This is a genomic window from Dokdonella sp., assembly GCF_017744955.1.
GTDB lineage: Bacteria > Pseudomonadota > Gammaproteobacteria > Xanthomonadales > Rhodanobacteraceae > Dokdonella_A.
Map to the genome: position 1 here is coordinate 414,437 of NZ_JAGIAG010000001.1, position 14,982 is coordinate 429,418.

Annotated in this window: 12 protein-coding genes; 8 read left to right on the top strand and 4 right to left on the bottom strand. The window is 66.7% G+C overall.

Annotated features, from left to right (window positions below; genetic code table 11):
- Window positions 1-183: 183 nt before the first annotated feature.
- Entirely contained in the window at window positions 184-1,359 is a 1,176-nt protein-coding gene (locus J7520_RS01685) for a hypothetical protein (protein WP_291183117.1), read from the top strand.
- Between the two features lie 15 nt (window positions 1,360-1,374).
- On the opposite strand, the gene mnmE is transcribed toward J7520_RS01685, so the two are convergent.
- The 4 genes from mnmE to rpmH form a co-directional block, all read right to left on the bottom strand.
- The gene (mnmE, locus tag J7520_RS01690; RefSeq protein WP_291183119.1) at window positions 1,375-2,715 is read right to left on the bottom strand and encodes a tRNA uridine-5-carboxymethylaminomethyl(34) synthesis GTPase MnmE; all 1,341 of its coding nucleotides are present in this window, start codon (window positions 2,713-2,715) and stop codon (window positions 1,375-1,377) included.
- Between the two features lie 103 nt (window positions 2,716-2,818).
- Window positions 2,819-4,528 carry a membrane protein insertase YidC gene (gene yidC, locus J7520_RS01695; protein ID WP_291183121.1) on the bottom strand — a complete coding sequence of 570 codons (1,710 nt, stop codon included), beginning with the start codon at window positions 4,526-4,528 and terminating at the stop codon, window positions 2,819-2,821.
- A 125-nt stretch (window positions 4,529-4,653) separates the two neighbouring features.
- Complete coding sequence (gene rnpA, locus J7520_RS01700) at window positions 4,654-5,037, bottom strand: ribonuclease P protein component (protein WP_291183123.1); 384 nt, start codon at window positions 5,035-5,037, stop codon at window positions 4,654-4,656.
- 16 nt (window positions 5,038-5,053) lie between these two features.
- Window positions 5,054-5,194: a 50S ribosomal protein L34 gene (rpmH, locus tag J7520_RS01705; RefSeq protein WP_131993844.1), complete on the bottom strand. Its 141-nt coding sequence runs from the start codon at window positions 5,192-5,194 to the stop codon at window positions 5,054-5,056.
- A 250-nt stretch (window positions 5,195-5,444) separates the two neighbouring features.
- Between rpmH and dnaA the strand changes: the two genes are divergently transcribed.
- The 7 genes from dnaA (at window position 5,445) to J7520_RS01740 (ending at window position 14,979) form a co-directional block, all read left to right on the top strand.
- On the top strand, window positions 5,445-6,767 hold the full coding sequence (dnaA, locus tag J7520_RS01710) for a chromosomal replication initiator protein DnaA (protein WP_291183127.1): 1,323 nt from the start codon (window positions 5,445-5,447) through the stop codon (window positions 6,765-6,767).
- 230 nt (window positions 6,768-6,997) lie between these two features.
- Window positions 6,998-8,098 (top strand): DNA polymerase III subunit beta, encoded by a 1,101-nt coding sequence (dnaN, locus tag J7520_RS01715; protein ID WP_291183130.1) that lies wholly within the window; start codon window positions 6,998-7,000, stop codon window positions 8,096-8,098.
- Window positions 8,099-8,153: 55 nt separating this feature from the next.
- A complete protein-coding gene (gene recF, locus J7520_RS01720) occupies window positions 8,154-9,236 on the top strand; it encodes a DNA replication/repair protein RecF (RefSeq protein WP_291183132.1) in 1,083 nt (360 codons plus the stop codon).
- A gap of 67 nt (window positions 9,237-9,303) precedes the next feature.
- A complete protein-coding gene (gene gyrB / locus J7520_RS01725) occupies window positions 9,304-11,712 on the top strand; it encodes a DNA topoisomerase (ATP-hydrolyzing) subunit B (protein ID WP_291183134.1) in 2,409 nt (802 codons plus the stop codon).
- A 179-nt stretch (window positions 11,713-11,891) separates the two neighbouring features.
- The gene (locus J7520_RS01730) at window positions 11,892-13,172 is read left to right on the top strand and encodes a tetratricopeptide repeat protein (RefSeq protein ID WP_291183136.1); all 1,281 of its coding nucleotides are present in this window, start codon (window positions 11,892-11,894) and stop codon (window positions 13,170-13,172) included.
- Between the two features lie 351 nt (window positions 13,173-13,523).
- A complete protein-coding gene (locus J7520_RS01735) occupies window positions 13,524-14,183 on the top strand; it encodes an energy transducer TonB (protein ID WP_291183138.1) in 660 nt (219 codons plus the stop codon).
- Window positions 14,184-14,268: 85 nt separating this feature from the next.
- Window positions 14,269-14,979: a MotA/TolQ/ExbB proton channel family protein gene (locus J7520_RS01740; protein WP_291183140.1), complete on the top strand. Its 711-nt coding sequence runs from the start codon at window positions 14,269-14,271 to the stop codon at window positions 14,977-14,979.
- The last annotated feature ends 3 nt before the right edge of the window (window positions 14,980-14,982 follow it).

Genomic DNA, 14,982 nt, shown 5'->3' on the forward strand with positions numbered 1-14,982 from the left:
ACGCGACCCGCTGCCCGCAACGAGCGCGCCTAGGTTACCTGCTAAGCATGGCGGGCGGATACGACAGGGCGGTTACGCTGTGTGGCGACGCGCGGCCGCCGCGTCTGGCGAGTTTCGACGCGAAACGGCGTAGTTCCGGCAAAGCAGGTCCGTCGCGGACCTGCGCTCGCCAGGGAGTCCGCCATGTCCCGCTGGAATCCGTTTCCCGCCTGCGTCCCGCACCGTCCGTCGCAGGCGTTCCGCGCCGTCGCGCTGGGACTCCTGCTCGCCGCCGCGCCGGCGCTGCAGGCGGTCGAACTGGACCCGGACTACGATCCGAGCGTCAACGGCCTGGTCTACAAGATCGCGTTGCAGCCGGACGGCAAGGCCGTCGTCGCGGGTTCGTTCACGACGGTCGGCGGGCAGCCGCGCGCCGCCGTCGCGCGCCTCGGCACCGACGGCAGCCTGGATGGAAGCTTCAACTCCGCGATCGCCTCCGGCACCGCCTTCGACGCGATCGTGCAGGCGGACGGCAAGATCGTCATCGGCGGCAGCTTCGCCAGCAATCTCGCGCGGCTGACGCCGAGCGGCACGGTCGACTTCAGCTTCGCCGCGATCGTCAACGCGACGGTGCGCACCGTGTTCCAGCAGGACGACGGCAGGATCCTGATCAGCGGCTATTTCAGCCAGGTCAACAGCACCCCGCACAGCTACATCGCGCGCCTGAACAGCGACGGCAGCCTCGACGACAGCATGAGCCTGTCGCTCGACGACGTGGCCTACGCCGTCGCGCAGCAGGACGACGGAAAGCTGCTGATCGCCGGTGCTTTCACCCAGGTGGGCAACAGCGCGCGAAAGAACCTGGCGCGCATCAACACCGACGGCAGCCTCGACACCGGCTTCGTTCCGCCGGACCTGGGCGGCGGAAGCTACGCGATCGCGGTGCTGCCGGACGGCAAGATCATGATCGGCGGCTGGTTCGCCACGCAGCGCCACTACCTCGCCCGCCTGAACGCCGACGGCAGCCTCGACACCGGGTTCAACCTGCCGTTCAACAGTGCGGTGTACTCGCTGCATCTGCAGCCGGACGGGAAGCTGCTGGTCGGCGGCGATTTCACCAACATCGGTCCGCTGAGCGTCACCCGCATGGCGCGTCTGCTGGCCGACGGAACTCCGGACACCGCGTTTCCCGTGAGGCTCAACAGCGGCCTCTACAGCATGGCCGCGGAACAGGGCGGCCAGCTCCTGATCGGCGGAAATTTCAGCTCGGTGAACGACACCGCCCGCAGCGGCGTGGCGCGTCTGCTCGACAGCGATCGCCTCTTCGCCGACGGGTTCGACGGCGATGGAGCGCGCGGACGGGAATCGTCGATGCAATGAGCGCGCAGCGCGCGCTCATTTTCCGATGCAGAACGAGGCGAAGATCTCGCCGAGCAGGTCGTCGCTGCTGAACTCGCCGGTGATCTCGCCGAGGAATTGCTGCACCTGGCGCAGCTCCTCGGCGGCGAGCTCGCCGGCGCGCTGCCGGTTCAACGCGTCATCGGCGGCGGCGAGGCGCGCGCGCGCGCGTTCGAGTGCGGCGACGTGACGCGCGCGTGCGCTGAACGCTCCGCCGGCGTCCTCGACGCCGGCGCGGCGCTTCAGCTCGGCGGCAAGGCGGTCGAGCCCGGCGCCGCTTTTCGCCGACAACCACAGATGCGTGCGTCCTTCGCGCTGCTCGACGCGCGGGTGGTCGCCGGCGAGATCGATCTTGTTGTGCACGACCAGACGTTCCACCTCGGGCGGAAGCTCGGCGAGCAGGTCGAGATCGTTCGCCACGTGCGCATCGTCGCTGACCAGGATCGCCAGATCGGCGCGTTCGAGCTCGGCGCGCGCGCGGCGGATGCCTTCGCGCTCGACGTGATCGCCGGCCTCGCGCAGGCCGGCGGTGTCGACCAGGGTCAGCGCGACGCCGTCGAGGTCGATCGTCTCGCGCAGCACGTCACGCGTGGTGCCGGCGACGTCGGTGACGATCGCGCGTTCGCTGCGCGAGAGCGCGTTCATCAGGCTCGACTTGCCGACGTTCGGCCGGCCGACGATGACCACGTGCAAACCGTCGGCGAGGCGCACGCCGCGGCGCGTGGCGGCGAGCAGCTCGTCGAGGCGCGTCCGCAGCGCGGCGAGATCCGCGGCCAGCTCGGGCGTGGCGAGGAAGTCGATCTCGTCTTCGGGGAAATCGATCGCCGCCTCGATCCACACGCGCAGGCGCACGACCGCTTCGACCAGCGCGTGGACGCGCTCGGAGAATTCGCCGTCGAGGCTGCGCTGCGCCGCGCGCGCCGCCGCGGCGGAGCCGCTGGCGACGAGGTCGGCGACGGCTTCGGCCTGGGCCAGGTCGAGCTTGCCGTTCAGGAAGGCGCGTTCGGAGAACTCGCCCGGCCGCGCATGGCGCGCCCCGAGTTCGAGCGTTCGCGCGAGCAGCAGGCGCAGCACGACCGGGCTGCCGTGCGTGTGCAGTTCGAGCACGTCCTCGCCGGTGTAGGAACGCGGCGTGGGAAAGAACAGCAGAAGGCCGCGATCGATCGGGTCGCCGGCGACGTCGCGGAACGCAGCGTAGTGCGCGTGACGCGGACGCGGTTCGCGGCCGAGCAGGGTTCGCGCGATGGTCGGCGCGAGCGGACCGGATACACGCAGCACGCCGACGCCGCCGACACCGGGCGCGCTGGCCACGGCGGCGATGGTCTCGGAGGGAACCACGGCGTTCGTCCCTGAATGCGGCGTCGAAGTCGCGCGAGCGGAATGGGAGTTCGGCTGCATTCGAGGAGTCCGCAGCGGCCATCCGTGGCCGCACGTTTCACCGTCAGGCTTTGGCGGCTTTCGCCTCGCCCGCTTCGACGCGCTTGGTGATGATCCACTGCTGCAGCAGCGAGAGGCCGCCGTTCGCGGTCCAGTACAGCACCAGGCCGGCCGGGAAGAACGCGAACAGCACCGAGAAGATCACCGGCATGATCTTCATCATCTTGGCCTGCGTCGGGTCCATGCCGGTGGTCGGGCTGAGGAACGAGGTCGCGACCATGACCAGGCCGTTGAGGATCGGCAGCACGTAGTACGGATCGGGCGCGGACAGGTTCTGGATCCAGCCGAGGAACGGCGCCTGACGCAGTTCGACGCTTTCCAGCAGCACCCAGTACAGCGCGAAGAACACCGGCATCTGCACCAGCATCGGCAGGCAGCCGGCGAGCGGATTGGCCTTCTCCTTCTGGTACAGCTCGAGCATCGCCTGGTTGAGCTTCTGGCGATCGTCGCCGTAGCGCTCCTTCAGCGCCTCGATGCGCGGCTGCAGCTTGCGCATCTTCGCCATCGAGCGGAACTGCGTTTCGCTGAGCTTGAAGAACGCGGCCTTGATCAGCAGCACGAGCAGGATGATCGCCAGGCCCCAGTTGCCGGTCAGCTTGTGCAGCTGGGCGAGGATCCAGTGCAGCGGTTCGGCGATCACGGTGAAGATGCCGTAGTCGACCGTCAGCGACAGGCCGGGGGCGACCTGGTCGAGCGTGCTCTGCAGTTTCGGGCCGACGTAGAGGCGCGCGTTGTCGGATTTCGTCTCGCCGGGCGCGATCGTGATCGACGGCGACAGGGTGCGGATCAGATAGCGCTTGGTGTCGCCGACCGGCACGATCTTGGTCGCGTACTGGTCGGTCTCGCCGGACGGCGGAATCCACGCGGCGAAGAAGTAGTGCTGCAGCATCGCGGCCCAGCCGCCGCTGACGCTCTTGTCGAGCGGTTCCTTCTCGAAGTGGTCGAACTTGAGTTTCTGGAACTTGTCGGCGGCGCTGTACCAGGCGGCGCCGGCGAAACTGTAGTGCTCGGTGTTGGTGTAGCCCTTGATGCCGCTGGTGTCGTACACCGGCGGCACGCGCTGCAGCTGGCGATAGGCGTTGCCGCTCCAGTTCGACGCGGTGCCGTTGGTGATCTCCTGGCGCTGCTCGACGACGTAGCTGGCGCGCTTGAACACCAGCACCTTGCGCACGGTCAGGCCCGAGGCGTCGGTCCAGGTCAGCGGCACTTCGAGCGTGTCGGCGCCGTCGGCGAGCGCGTAGGCGTTCTTTTCCGCGGTGAAGGTCGCCTGATGATCGGGCGCCGCGCCGTTCGCGCTGACCAGACCGCTCTGCGCGACGAAGTAGGTCGGCGCGCGGTCGTCGAGCAGGCGCACCGGATGGGCGAAGTCCTTCGGCTGCTGCGGATAGGCGAGCAGCTCGGCGACGACGACGTTGCCGCCGCGCGGGTTGATCTCCACGCGCAGCACGTCGGTCGTCACGACGACGTTGGGCAGGTTCGCCGCCGCAGGCGTCGCCGCCTCCGGCACGCCCGGCGTCGCGGCCGGCGAGGGCGCATCCGCGCTCGGCACGTCGGCGCCGGACGGCGGCGTCGCGGCGGGCGCGGCCTGGCCGTCCGTGGAGGCGGTGGTCGCCGGCGCGGATGCCGGTTTGTTGTAGTCCTCCTGCCACTGCATCCAGAGCAGGTAGCCGAGGAACAGCAGGGCGATCAGGAGAAAATTGCGGGGACTGGTCATGACACGATGCTGTGGTCGCGAAGGCGATCGCCTGGGCAGCGCCGGTTTCACGCGGCGCGTGTATGGCCGAAACGATCGTTGAGGGCGTGTGGCCCGCGCAGGCGGGCAGCGCGAGGTCGGAGGAGTCAGTCGCGCATTGTGCCGGTGGCTTCGGCGGCGTTCAACGTCGCGATGCGTCGCCACAGGCGTTCGAGTTCGAGGCGAAGGGCGGCGTTGGCTTCCAGATCCGCGCTGGTGCGTGCGATCAGGAGGATGTCGACCGCCGGCAGTTCGCCACGCACGTGGCGGAAACTGTCGCGCGCGATGCGCTTGATGCGGTTGCGTCGCACGGCCTTCTTGGAGACTCGGCGCGAGACGGCCAGGCCGAGACGGGCGCCGTCGCCGTCGTTGCCGGCGACCTCGGCGCTGAAATGACGCGAGCCCACCCGGCGGCTGATGCCGCGCAGGCGGGCGAAATCCTTCGGGGTGAGCAGACGCGCTGCGCGCGGGAACGTGACCGGCGCGCTCACGCGTTCGAGCGCGGAATCAGACCGCGAGACGCTTGCGGCCCTTGGCGCGACGCGCGTTGATGACCTTGCGGCCACCACGGGTCTTCATGCGGGCGCGGAAGCCGTGGTCGCGCACGCGCTTGAGGTTGCTCGGCTGATAGGTGCGCTTGGTGGCCATCGCAGTGAGGTCGAAGGTTGCAAAAAAGGGCGCGGATGATAGGCCTCGGCGAAGCGCCGCGTCAAGTAGGGACCGCCGGACCGGCAGGCTTCGGCGGGCGAGGCGCGCGGCGGACGGACGATCCGCGTTCCGCCGCTCGCGCCTTCGGGCCGGCTCGCGGCAGCCTGATAGACTTCCGCTTCTGTCCGCCGCGCCGCTCGCCGCCGCCGGCGCTGCCCGCCTTTTCTGCATTTCCGGAACCGCACGACCCATGAGCGATCTTTGGCGACGCTGTCTGTCCCGCCTCGAGGCGGAATTCAGCGTCGAGGACGTCCAGATGTACCTCGCCCCGCTGCAAGTCAGCGAGAGCGAGGGTGGCCTTACCTTGTGGGCGCCGAACGCCTACACGATGGAAACCGTGCGCGAACGGTTCCTCGACCCGGTGCTGCGCGTGCTCGAACTGATCGGCGGCGCGCCGGTCGCGGTCGAGCTGCAGGTCGGCGTCCGTCCGTCCGCGCGCGACGCGGCGAAACCCGCCGTACGCACCGTGAAGACGACGCCCGAACGCGGCGTCGAATCGAACCTGGAGCCGAGCTACACCTTCGAGAGCTTCGTCGAAGGCAAGTCCAACCAGCTCGGCAAGGCCGCGGCGATGCAGGTCGCGCAGAATCCGGGCCGCGCGTACAACCCGCTGCTCCTCTACGGCGGCACCGGCCTCGGCAAGACGCATCTGATGCACGCCGCCGGCAACCTGATGCGCGCGAACCGTCCCGACGTGAAGGTGCTGTACCTGCGTTCGGAGCAGTTCGTCAGCGGCATGGTGCGCGCGCTGCAGCAGAAGAACATGGACGACTTCAAGCGCCGCTTCCGCAGCGTCGACGCGCTGCTGATCGACGACATCCAGTTCTTCGCCGGCAAGAACACGACGCAGGAGGAGTTCTTCCATACCTTCAACGCGCTGTTCGAAGGCAAGCAGCAGATCATCCTGACCTGCGACCGCTATCCGAAGGAAGTGGACAACCTCGAGCCGCGGCTGAAGTCGCGGCTCGGCTGGGGCCTCAGTGTCGCGATCGAGCCGCCGGACTTCGAGACGCGCGCGGCGATCGTGCTGGCGAAGGCGCAGGCCAAGGGTGTCGAGCTGCCGGAAGAGGTCGCCACATTGATGGCCAAGCGCATGCGCTCGAACGTGCGCGATCTGGAAGGCGCGTTGAACACGCTGGTCGCGCGCGCGAACTTCGAAGGCCGCCGCATCAGCCCGGAATTCGCCCAGGAAACCCTGCGCGATCTGCTGACCGTGCACGCGCAGGCGATCACGATCCCCAACATCCAGAAGACCGTGGCAGACTACTATCAGTTGCGCCTGACGGACCTGTTGTCGGCCAAGCGCAGCCGCTCGATCGCGCGTCCGCGGCAGATGGCGATGGCCCTGGCGAAGGAACTGACCGAACACAGCCTGCCGGAAATCGGCGACGCGTTCGGCGGGCGGGACCACACCACCGTATTGCATGCCTGCCGGACCATCCGCGATCTGCGCGAGACCGACGGCAAGCTGCGTCAGGATTGGGAAAAGCTGTTGAGAACGCTGACCGAGTGAAAGCCGGTGGGAAAGCCGCGGCACTGGTTGTGGACAAGCTGTGCGGATTTTCGCCGCCCAGTATTATCCACAGATGTTCCACAGCGGACCGGATCGTTTTTCCAGCTGGTGGAAATCCAACAAGCCTTTGAAATAAAAAGAAATTTCAGCTTCGAAGCGGTTGTGCACAACGCCAACCAAAACAAAACGTTCCACATATTCAAGATACTAACGACAGGGACCGGAACACCATGCGATTCAGCATCCAGCGCGAGGCATTCCTGAAACGATTACAGCATGTCGTCGGCGTGGTGGAACGTCGACAGACGTTGCCGGTGCTGGCGAACCTGCTGGTCGTCGTCGACGCGAATGGCGTGTCGCTGACCGGCACCGATCTCGAAGTCGAAATGATCGCGCGCACCGAAGCCGACGATCTGGCGGCCGGCGAAGTCACCATTCCGGCACGCAAGCTCTTCGACATCTGCCGCGCGTTGCCGGACGGCTGCCGCATCAAGCTCGAGCAGAACGGCGAACGCGTGACGGTCAGCGCAGGGCGCAGCCGCTTCACGCTGGCGACGCTGCCGGCGACGGAATTCCCGGTCATCGAGAGCATCGACCTGGTCGAGCGCGTCAGCCTGCCGGAAGCGACGCTGAAGGAACTGATGGATCGCACCGGTTTCGCGATGGCGCATCAGGACGTGCGCTATTACCTCAACGGCATGCTGCTGGATCTGCGCGAGCACGCGCTGCGCTGCGTCGCGACCGACGGCCATCGTCTGGCGCTGGCCGAGACGCGCATCGAAACCAAGGTGGCCGCGCCGCGCCAGGTCATCGTGCCGCGCAAGGGCGTGATCGAGCTGCAGGGCTTGTTCGAAGCCGGTGAAGGCAACGTCGAGCTCGAGTTCGCGCGCAATCACCTGCGCGTGCGTCGCGGCGAGGTCACCTTCACCTCGAAGCTGATCGACGGTCGCTTCCCGGACTACGAAGCGGTCATTCCGATCGGTGCCGACAAGGAAGTGCGCGTGCAGCGCGACGACCTGCGCTCGGCCTTGCAGCGCGCGGCGATCCTGTCGAACGAGAAGTACCGCGGCGTCAAGCTCGAAGTCGGTCCGAACCGCCTGCGCATCGTCGCGCACAATCCCGAACAGGAAGAGGCGGTCGAGGAGGTCGAGGCGAAGACCGGGGTGTCCGAGCTCAGCGTCGGTTTCAACGTGAACTATCTCCTCGACGCGCTCGGTGCGATCGGCGGCGAGGAAGTCCTGCTCTGCCTGCGCGACGGTCAGTCCAGCTGCCTGATGCGCAAGCCGGAAGCCGAGGACACCCGTCACGTCATCATGCCGCTGCGTCTCTGACGGCGCGCGTGCGCCTTCACCACGGTCCGCGGATGCGGTCTAGCCCGATCCGCCCGTGCAGCTCACGCATCTTCGCATCGAGAACCTGCGCCTGATCGAGGCGCTGGATCTCGATCTCTCTCCCGGCTGGAACCTGTTTCTCGGCGCCAATGGCGCCGGCAAGACCAGCCTGCTCGAAGCCGCTTTCCTGCTTTCGCATGGCCGTTCGTTCCGCGGCGCCGCGCGGGACGCTTTGACTCGTCGTGGTACGGCGGGCTATGCGGTGTACGGGGAACTGAGCAAATCGAACGGCTCGACCGAGCGCGTCGGAGTCGCCCGCGCCGGCGGCCGGCTCGAGGCGCGACTGAACCGCGAATCCGTTCCCGTCGGCGAACTGATGCGGCACACCGCCGTGTCGTGCTTCGAGCCCGGCTCGCACGAGCTGATCGCCGGTGCCTCCGAGCAGAGGCGCCGCTTCCTCGACTGGGGCGTGTTCCACGTGGAACCATCCTTCCTGTCCGACTGGCGCCGCTATCAGCGCGCATTGCGACAGCGGAACGCGCTGCTGCGATCCGGAGGCGACGTCGCGGCCGACCTGGATGCCTGGGACCACGAGCTCGCCTCGGCCGCGGCGCCGCTGACGGCGATGCGCCTCCGCTATTTCGCCGCCCTGCAGCCGCTGCTGGCCGAACTGGCGCGGGAGCTGTTGGCCGAACTGGGCGAACCACGGCTGCAGTTCCAGCCCGGATTCGATGCCGAGCAGTCCTTGCCGGACATCCTGGCCAGCCAGCGCGATCGCGATCGCGCCCGTGGTCATACCGGCGCCGGGCCGCATCGGGCCGACTGGTCGGTGGTGTTCGAAGCGGCCCCGCGGAGAGAGCACCTGTCGAGAGGGCAGGAGAAGCTCTGCGCGTTCGCCTGCGTGATGGCGCAGGCGCGCCTGTATGCGGCGACGGCGGGTGAATGGCCGGTCATCGGCATCGACGATCTGGCCGCCGAGGTCGATCTCGACCACCAGCGCAAGCTGCTGGCCGTGTTGGCGGCGAGCGGGGCGCAGCTTCTGGTCACCGGGACCGAGGAGTCGCCGGCCCTGGCCGCTGCGGGTCCGTCGATCGCAAGGTTCCACGTGGAACAAGGCCGTGTGACGAGACTGCTATAATTCGCAGATTCCCGATCCTCCGATCCGCCCAGCGTTTCGCGCGCCGCCCGGCGCGTGGTGGAGCCTCATGAACGACCAGTACGATTCCAGCAAGATCAAGGTATTGAAGGGCCTCGAGGCCGTACGCAAGCGGCCCGGCATGTACATCGGCGATACCGATGACGGCACCGGTCTGCACCACATGGTGTTCGAGGTCGTCGACAACTCGATCGACGAGGCGCTGGCAGGCTACTGCGACCATGTGATCGTGACCCTGCACGCGGACGGCTCGGCCAGTGTCGTGGACAACGGTCGCGGCATCCCGGTCGGCATCCAGGAGGAGGAGGGCCGCTCGGCGGCCGAGGTCGTCATGACCGTGCTGCACGCCGGCGGCAAGTTCGACGACAACAGCTACAAGGTCTCCGGTGGTCTGCACGGCGTCGGCGTTTCCGTCGTCAACGCGCTGTCGGACCATCTCTGGCTGACGATCTACCGCGACGGCCTCGAACACCAGCAGGAGTACTCGCTCGGCGAGCCGCTGTATCCGCTGAAGGTGGTCGGCCCGTCGACGAAGCGCGGCACCACCGTACGTTTTCATCCGAGTCCGGCGACGTTCTCGACGATCGAGTTCCACTACGACATCCTGGCCAAGCGCCTGCGCGAGCTGTCGTTCCTGAATTCCGGCGTGAAGATCGAGCTGATCGACGAGCGCGTCGATCGCCGCGATGTGTTCGAGTACGAAGGCGGCATTCGCTCCTTCGTCGAGCATCTGGCGCAGCTGAAGACGCCGCTGCACCCGAAGGTCATCACCTTCACCGCGCAGAACGACGGCACCACGGTCGACCTCGCGATGCAGTGGACCGACGCCTACCAGGAAACGGTGTTCTGCTTCACCAACAACATCCCGCAGAAGGATGGCGGCACGCACCTGGCCGGCTTCCGCAGCGCGCTGACGCGCACGCTGTCGAACTACATCGAGAAGGCCGGCCTGCAGAAGACCGCCAAGGTCGCGCTGTCCGGCGACGACATGCGCGAGGGTCTGATCGCGGTGCTGTCGGTCAAGGTGCCGGATCCGAAGTTCTCCTCGCAGACCAAGGACAAGCTGGTCTCCAGCGAGGTCAAGGGCGTCGTCGAGGCGGTCGTCAACCAGAAGCTCGAGGAATTCCTGCTCGAGAACCCGAACGAGGCGCGCGCGATTGCGGCCAAGGTCGTCGACGCCGCGCGTGCGCGCGAAGCCGCGCGCAAGGCGCGCGAGATGACGCGCCGCAAGGGTGCGCTCGACATCGCCGGCCTGCCGGGCAAGCTGGCGGACTGCTCGGAAAAGGATCCGGCGCTGTCGGAACTGTTCATCGTCGAGGGCGACTCGGCCGGCGGCTCCGCCAAGCAGGGGCGCAACCGCAAGAACCAGGCGATCCTGCCGTTGAAGGGCAAGATCCTCAACGTCGAGCGTGCGCGCTTCGACCGCATGCTGAGCTCGGCCGAGGTCGGCACGCTGATCACCGCGCTCGGCACCGGCATCGGCAAGGACGAGTTCAACGCCGACAAGCTGCGCTATCACCGCATCATCATCATGACCGACGCGGACGTCGACGGCTCGCACATCCGCACCTTGCTGCTGACGTTCTTCTACCGCCAGATGCCGGCGCTGATCGAGCGCGGTCACGTCTACATCGGCCTGCCGCCGCTGTACAAGCTCAAGCAGGGCAAGCAGGAGCTGTACCTGAAGGACGACGCGGCGCTCAACGCCTACCTGATCTCGAACGCGGTCGACGGCGCGGAGCTGGTCTACAGCGCCGACGCGCCCGGCGTCAGCGGCGCGGGTCTGGAAAAGCTGATGGCGGCCTATCGCGTCGCGCTGGACCAGATCGAGCGACTGAGCTTCCGCTTCGATTCCGCCCTCCTGCACGCGCTGCTCGACGCGCCGTTGAGCGTGGAGGCGTGGAACGACGCCGCGGCGATGGAGGCCTGGGTGGCGCGCCTGCAGGGTTCCCTGGCCGCCTCCGGACTGGGGCGGCCGCGCTACGCGCTGCGCATTCAGCCGGCCTCCGCCGAACAGAACGCGGCGCTCGTCGTCGATCGCGACCAGCACGGCCTGCGCCACACGCAGACGCTGCCGGCGAGCTTCCTCACCGCACCCGAGTTCAAGCCGATCGTCGATGCCGCCGCGCAGCTCGCGGGCCTGATCCAGGCCGGGGCGAGCGTGCGTCGCGGCGGCAAGTCGCAGCCGGTGACGAGCTTCGCGCAGGCCTACGAATGGCTGATGGACGAAGCCCGCCGCGGCCGCACGATCCAGCGCTTCAAGGGCCTGGGCGAAATGAACCCCGACCAGCTCTGGGACACCACGGTGAACCCGGATACGCGTCGTTTGCTGCAGGTCAGCATCGAAGACGCGGTCGCCGCCGATCAGATTTTCTCGACCCTGATGGGCGACGTGGTCGAACCGCGCCGCGATTTCATCGAGCAAAACGCGCTGCGTGTCGCCAATCTGGACGTATAGCAGTCCAAACGGCCATTGCTCGACGCGCTCGCTCGCGCAGCGCGCATGCTGCTTCGCAGCATCATGAGAGCAATTGGCGCGCTTGTGCCTGCCGTCGCCGGGGCGTTACGCTCTGCGCCCTTTTTTCCGTCGGCTGCGGCAAACTGCGACGGTCTTCGTAGCTCTATCGAGGTGCTCCCATGAAATTCTCGAAATGGATTCCTGCAGCGGTCTGCGCGCTCGGCCTGGTGATGGCCGGTGGCGTCTGCGCCAAGGACTACAAGAAAGCCGAGAACGAGTATCCGAACGCGACGCGGCAGGAGCCGAAGCCGGACATGTCGTCCAGCGAGCAGCGCGACTTGAGCAAGGCCGCCGAGCTGGTCAGCGACGACAAGGGCGCCGAAGCGCAGCCGCTGGTCGAGAAGATCATCGGCAACGCGCGCGCCAGCAAGTACGCCTCCTCGTTCGCGCATCAGCTGCTCGGACAGATCTACTACGACCAGGACAAGAGCACCGAAGCGCTGGCCGAATACCAGAAGGCGGTCGACACCGACGGCCTGCCGAACGCGCAGCATTTCTCGATCCTCTACAACATCGCCCAGCTGCAGCTGCAGGACGAGAAGTACAAGGAAGCCCTGGCGACGCTCGACCAGTGGGAGAAGCTGACCGGCAAGCAGACCGCCGAGGAGCTCGCGGCCAAGGCGAACATCTATTACCGACTCGAGCAGTACCAGCCGGCCATCGACACGATGAAGAAGGCGATGTCGATGACCGACAAGCCGAACGACAGTTGGACGCAGATCCTGATGGCGAGCTACTTCGAGCTCAACCAGTACGACCAGGCTGCGCAGATCGTGCAGCAGCAGATGGCGAAGGATCCGACCAACAAGAAGCTGCTGAACCAGCTCGCGACGATCTACATCCAGGCCGACAAGCCGCAGCAGGCGCTCGACCTGATGGCGAAGGCGAAGAGCGACGGCCTGATCAACACCGGTGACGACTATCTGCAGCTGACCAAGCTGTACGCGTCGGCGGAGAAGCCGAAGGAAGCCGCGGCGACCTTGAAGGAAGGTTTCGCCAAGAACCTCGTGCAGCCGTCCTACGATTCCTACAAGCTGCTCGGCGACGTCTGCCAGCAGTCCGAGGACGACGCGTGCGCGATGGAGGCCTACACTAAGGCCGCGCCGATGGCGAAGGACGGCAACGTCGACTTCCAGCTCGGCTATCTGCTGTTCTACGCCGACAAGTCCAAGGACGCCGTCGAAGCGCTGTCGCGCGCGATCTCGCGCGGCGGCCTGCGTCAGGAAGGCGAGGCCTACCTGCTGCGCGGCGACGCGCAGAACGATCTGAACCAGAGCGGCGCCGCAATGGCCGACTGGCAGAAGGCGGCCGGCTATCCGAGCACGAAGACGATGGCCGAGCAGCGCATCAAGGCGGCCAAGGGTGGCGTGAAGGTGCAGAAGGCGACGAAGAAGAAGTAAATTCGATCGACTTCGGGCGACGGCTCCGCGCTATCATCGTCATCGCGAGAAACGATTCGCGTCGTCGGGTTTTCCCGGCGACGGATCGCCCGAGCGGCGGTTCGCGAGACTCGTGGGGAGTCCTAAATTCGGGTGGTTTTCGCCGGCATCAGGAAGGGTCGGCGGTGCCATCGCGTCACGAAACACAATGCAATGATCGTATGGCGTTCGGCGACTTCCGCACGCGCTTGTGGTAAGGGCATCGGGTGTTGTACCGTGCTCCGCTCCCTCAAGCGAACCCGAGTGGTTCGGGGGATGGAAGTCAAGAAAACGTCGTCGAGCAGCCGCTAAAGACTCACTGGTCAAACACTGATGGCAGACAATTCTCAATCGCGCGGCGACTCTTCTTTCAGCTGGCGGCGTGTCACGGCGTTCACCTGCGCATTCGCGCTTCATCTGTTCGCCTTCGCGGTGATGCTGACGCCTGTGGCGCCGCCGCCGCCGAAGGAGAAAACTCTGGACAAGAAGGTGATGGTGGAGTTCATCGAACCGCCACCGCCACCGCCGCCGCCGCCACCGCCGCCGCCGGAGCCGCCGAAGAAGCCGCCGCCGAAGGTGGTGGAGAAGGTGCAGCCGCCGCCGAAGGCGCCGCCGCCGCCGCCGGCTCCGGTCGTCGTCGAGGAAGCCTCGCCGATGTCCACCCCGGCACCGCCTCCGGCTCCGCCCGCACCGCCGGCTCCGCCCGCGGATATCGCGCCGAGCGAGAACATCAGCTACCGTAAGATGCGTCCGCCGAAGTATCCGCCACAGGCGGTGCGTCAGCGGCAGCAAGGCAAGGTCATGCTGAAGGTGCTGGTTGGCCTCGATGGCACGCCGGAAGAAGTCACGGTCGAAAAGTCCAGCGGTTCGCGTTTGCTGGATCAGGCCGCGATCGACGCAGTGAAGACCTGGAAATTCAATCCGGGTTCGAAGGGTGGGCAACCCAGTCGCGGGTATGCCTTGGTTCCCATTGAATTCAATCTGAGTGAGTAAGGGTAGCGCCATGCAGCAAGATCCGTCCCAGACCCCAGCAGCCCAGCCGGCTGCCATCCCCGGTGGCGGCGGCAATGCCGCTGCCATGAGCCAGATGGGCTTTAGCGACCTGATCCACAACTTCGACGCTCTGGGCTGGATCGTGTTCATCACGCTCTGCCTGATGTCGATCATGTCGATCTACTTCATCGTCGCGAACTTCCTGCGCAACGCGATGATTCGTGGCCGCATGGACCGCGTAATCAACACGTTCTGGGAAACGCCCTCGGCGCAGGACGCCGTGCGCTTCCTGGAAGAGCAGCCGAAGGGCGAACCCTTCTCGAAGATCGCGCTCGACAGCGCCTCCGCCGCGGCTCACCACCAGCGCAACGAAGGCAGCCGTCTGGTCGAGGCGCTGAACCGCTCCGAGTTCATCGACCGCGCGCTGCGTCAGGCCGTGGCCCGTGAAAGTCTCCGCCTCGAAGGCGGCATGACGGTGCTCGCGACGGTCGGTTCGTCCGCTCCGTTCGTCGGCCTGCTCGGCACGGTGTGGGGCATCTACCACGCGCTGATCAAGATCGCGGCCTCCGGCAACGCGTCGATGGAAGCGGTGGCCGGCCCGGTCGGCGAGGCGCTGATCATGACCGCGTTCGGTCTGTTCGTCGCGATTCCCGCGGTGCTCGCGTACAACTTCTTCGTGCGCCAGAACCGCGTGATCTACGCGAAGTTCGACGAGTTCGCGCATGACCTGCACGATTTCTTCGCGACCGGTTCGCGAGTCGAAGGCGGCGTTGCGCCGGTTGCCGCGAGGAAGTAAGCC

Coding starts and splice junctions, on each gene's coding strand:
- J7520_RS01685 (WP_291183117.1), top strand. CDS start 184: ATGTCCCGCTGGAATCCGTTTCCCGCCTGCGTCCCGCACCGTCCGTCG.
- rpmH (WP_131993844.1), bottom strand. CDS start 5,194: ATGGCCACCAAGCGCACCTATCAGCCGAGCAACCTCAAGCGCGTGCGC.
- dnaA (WP_291183127.1), top strand. CDS start 5,445: ATGAGCGATCTTTGGCGACGCTGTCTGTCCCGCCTCGAGGCGGAATTC.
- J7520_RS01740 (WP_291183140.1), top strand. CDS start 14,269: ATGAGCCAGATGGGCTTTAGCGACCTGATCCACAACTTCGACGCTCTG.
- dnaN (WP_291183130.1), top strand. CDS start 6,998: ATGCGATTCAGCATCCAGCGCGAGGCATTCCTGAAACGATTACAGCAT.
- yidC (WP_291183121.1), bottom strand. CDS start 4,528: ATGACCAGTCCCCGCAATTTTCTCCTGATCGCCCTGCTGTTCCTCGGC.
- gyrB (WP_291183134.1), top strand. CDS start 9,304: ATGAACGACCAGTACGATTCCAGCAAGATCAAGGTATTGAAGGGCCTC.
- J7520_RS01735 (WP_291183138.1), top strand. CDS start 13,524: ATGGCAGACAATTCTCAATCGCGCGGCGACTCTTCTTTCAGCTGGCGG.
- J7520_RS01730 (WP_291183136.1), top strand. CDS start 11,892: ATGAAATTCTCGAAATGGATTCCTGCAGCGGTCTGCGCGCTCGGCCTG.